Source organism: Paenisporosarcina sp. P4_E4_2, assembly GCF_056401595.1.
This window is the reverse complement of the sequence record NZ_JBFUJC010000396.1, coordinates 1-2,653: the sequence shown is the minus strand read 5'-3', so window position 1 is coordinate 2,653 and position 2,653 is coordinate 1. Positions and strand designations below refer to the sequence as shown.

Genomic DNA, 2,653 nt, shown 5'->3' with positions numbered 1-2,653 from the left:
CCATAGGACTCGGCTTGTTATGATTTCATCACTCGGAACATGATGTAGCCACTTCCAATAGATTGGGAGAACTCCCCAAACAAGATACGCACCGATTGCCCAAATAACACCTTGACGTTCATTTTCTAACATAGCTTCACCTCATTAGTTTGACTCTCGAAATATATCTCATTATAGAATCCTTTTGAGAGAAAGTAAACGACAAAAAACTATTCTTATAAACCTTTTTATCAAAGGCTATAAGAATAGTTTTTTGAGTTTTTATTTAGAAATTTCCTGATTTCTTAGTTCAATTCTTCGTATTTTACCAGAAGCTGTTTTTGGCAGCTCATCGATAAACGTTATATCACGAGGATATTTGTACGGTGCTGTTAAAGTTTTCACATGATCCTGTAGTTCTTTTACAATCTCTGGTGATGCCACCGCTGAATCAACCAATACAACATATGCTTTGACGATATGCCCACGAATTTCATCCGGACTGCCCACTACAGCACATTCTTTAACCATTGGATGTTTGACCAAAGCGTCTTCTACTTCGAACGGTCCTATTGTGTATCCAGAACTAATGATAATATCATCACCACGGCCTTCAAACCAGAAGTACCCGTCCTCATCTTTTGAAGCCTTATCTCCGGTAATATAGTAAGTTCCTCTAAATTGCATTTTTGTTCGTTCCGGGTCTTTTAGGTATGACTTAAATAAAGCAGGTGTATCGGTATGAACGGCAATRTCACCAACTTCTCCTGGTGCACAAACTTCGCCGAATTCATTAATGATGTCCACTTGGTTGCCAGGCGTAGGTTTACCCATTGATCCTGGACGTGCTTCCATGCCCTTCATTGTTCCTACCAACAATGTATTCTCGGTCTGTCCATATCCGTCACGCACTTCCAAACCGAATTCCCGCTTGAATGTATCGATAACTTCACGGTTTAACGGTTCTCCAGCAGACACTGCGCTATGCAGTGAAGTAAGATTATACGCTGATAATCCCTCTACTTTCGCCATTATCCGATACTCGGTTGGTGTACAACAAAGAACGTTTACTTGGTATTCCTCGAGCAGAGATAAATACGTTTTCGGATCAAATTTACCGTGATAGACAAAACCGGTCGCCCCACTTCCGAGAGTTGCAACGAATGGACTCCAAATCCATTTTTGCCAACCTGGGCTTGCAGTTGCCCATACAACATCACCTTCATGAATGCCTAACCAATGTTCAGCTGATGTACGTAAATGCGCGTATGCCCAACCATGAGTATGGACTACACCTTTAGGATTGCCTGTCGTTCCACTCGTGTATGACAAAAATGCGATGTCCGTGTTTTTTGTGTCTGCTCCAGTAAATTCAGTAGAAGCTTTGGTAAGTTCTTCAGACAATGAAACCCATTTTCCTTTGCCTTCTCCAATAACGAATTGAGTCAGTCCATCCAATTTTTCAACTTGATCAAATTGGCTGATGAATGGTTCATATGCCACAATCGCTTTCGCTTCACTATGAACTAAACGGTAATCAATATCTTTTGCTCGCAGCATTTCCGAGCTTGGAATAACGACCAGTCCAGCTTTTAAAGCACCTATGTAAGTGACATAAGCTTCTATTAATCTTGGTACCATGACCAAAACAACATCACCATGTCTCAATCCACTATTTGTAAAAACATTTGCTGCCTGATTTGCCAGTTGCATCAATTCTTTGTATGTAATTTTTTTCGTCTCGTCCTTTTCACTTTTCCAAATCAAGGCTAAACGATTTTCATCTGTTGCATATTTTTCGAATTCCTGGACCAAATTATACGTTGACGGTGCCAATAAATGTTCACGATTCAATTTAGTTCCCCCTTTGTTAAGTGATTCATCCCTCTTTATTATAGCTACAAAATACTGATTTTTCAAAAAGAACTTTTTATTCCGTCAATTAATTAGTTTGTGATGACTATTATATTATCCCTTTGTTTTCTGTTCAGTCGTGGAGTCCCATTTTTTCAGTCGTCACGACCAAAAACTCAGACTGAGCGAAATCTTATCGCTCTTCATAACACAAAAAAACCGGCAGCTTTCGCTACCGGTTCGTTTATTATAAATTATTTTTGGTAACCGCCGTTTAATTGTTGCTCTGCCATTTGCACTAAACGCTTAGTAATTTCTCCGCCAACGGAACCGTTAGCACGCGCTGTAGCATCTGGTCCAAGCTGTACACCGAACTCTTGTGCAATTTCATATTTCATTTGGTCTAAAGCTTGTTTAACACCTGGAACGACTAGTTGATTTGAACTTTGATTTGCCATGTCTGTGTCACCTCCTTGTTGAATATAGAATGTGCCGGATGGACAAATTCATGCATTCACAAGAAGTAGTAATATATGGGATTATCTTTGTTCAAAAACAGCTGTGCGTATATAAACCAAGCGTTGAATTTTTATAATAGATCGGAGAATTTATCTTGTTTCTTTTTAGGGAACATCATTATTTCACGTTCACTGACTRCTTCAGTTATCATATCATCGAATGTTTTGAAGCTTTCATAATACTCCACTTTTTCAAGCTTTGGTTTTGTTTTTGGGCTTGCAGGAGTGAAAATTGTACAGCAATCTTCATATGGTCTGATCGAGACTTCATAAGTATCGATTTGTTGGGCAATCTCAATAAT

Annotated in this window: 2 protein-coding genes and 1 pseudogene; all 3 read right to left on the bottom strand. The window is 39.2% G+C overall.

The features are described 5' to 3' along the window. Window positions 1-261 precede the first annotated feature (261 nt). Window positions 262-1,833, bottom strand: coding sequence for an acyl-CoA synthetase MbcS (gene mbcS / locus AC1DSB_RS17685; RefSeq protein ID WP_477532869.1), 1,572 nt, complete (start codon window positions 1,831-1,833; stop codon window positions 262-264). Window positions 1,834-2,087: 254 nt separating this feature from the next. Then, the gene (locus AC1DSB_RS17680; RefSeq protein WP_016426640.1) at window positions 2,088-2,291 is read right to left on the bottom strand and encodes an alpha/beta-type small acid-soluble spore protein; all 204 of its coding nucleotides are present in this window, start codon (window positions 2,289-2,291) and stop codon (window positions 2,088-2,090) included. 131 nt (window positions 2,292-2,422) lie between these two features. After that, window positions 2,423-2,653 (bottom strand): annotated as a pseudogene (locus tag AC1DSB_RS17675) (tRNA uracil 4-sulfurtransferase ThiI); the annotation flags it as partial.

Excerpts from the sequence above, each read along its gene's own strand:
- AC1DSB_RS17680 (WP_016426640.1), bottom strand. The coding sequence starts at position 2,291 with ATGGCAAATCAAAGTTCAAATCAACTAGTCGTTCCAGGTGTTAAACAA.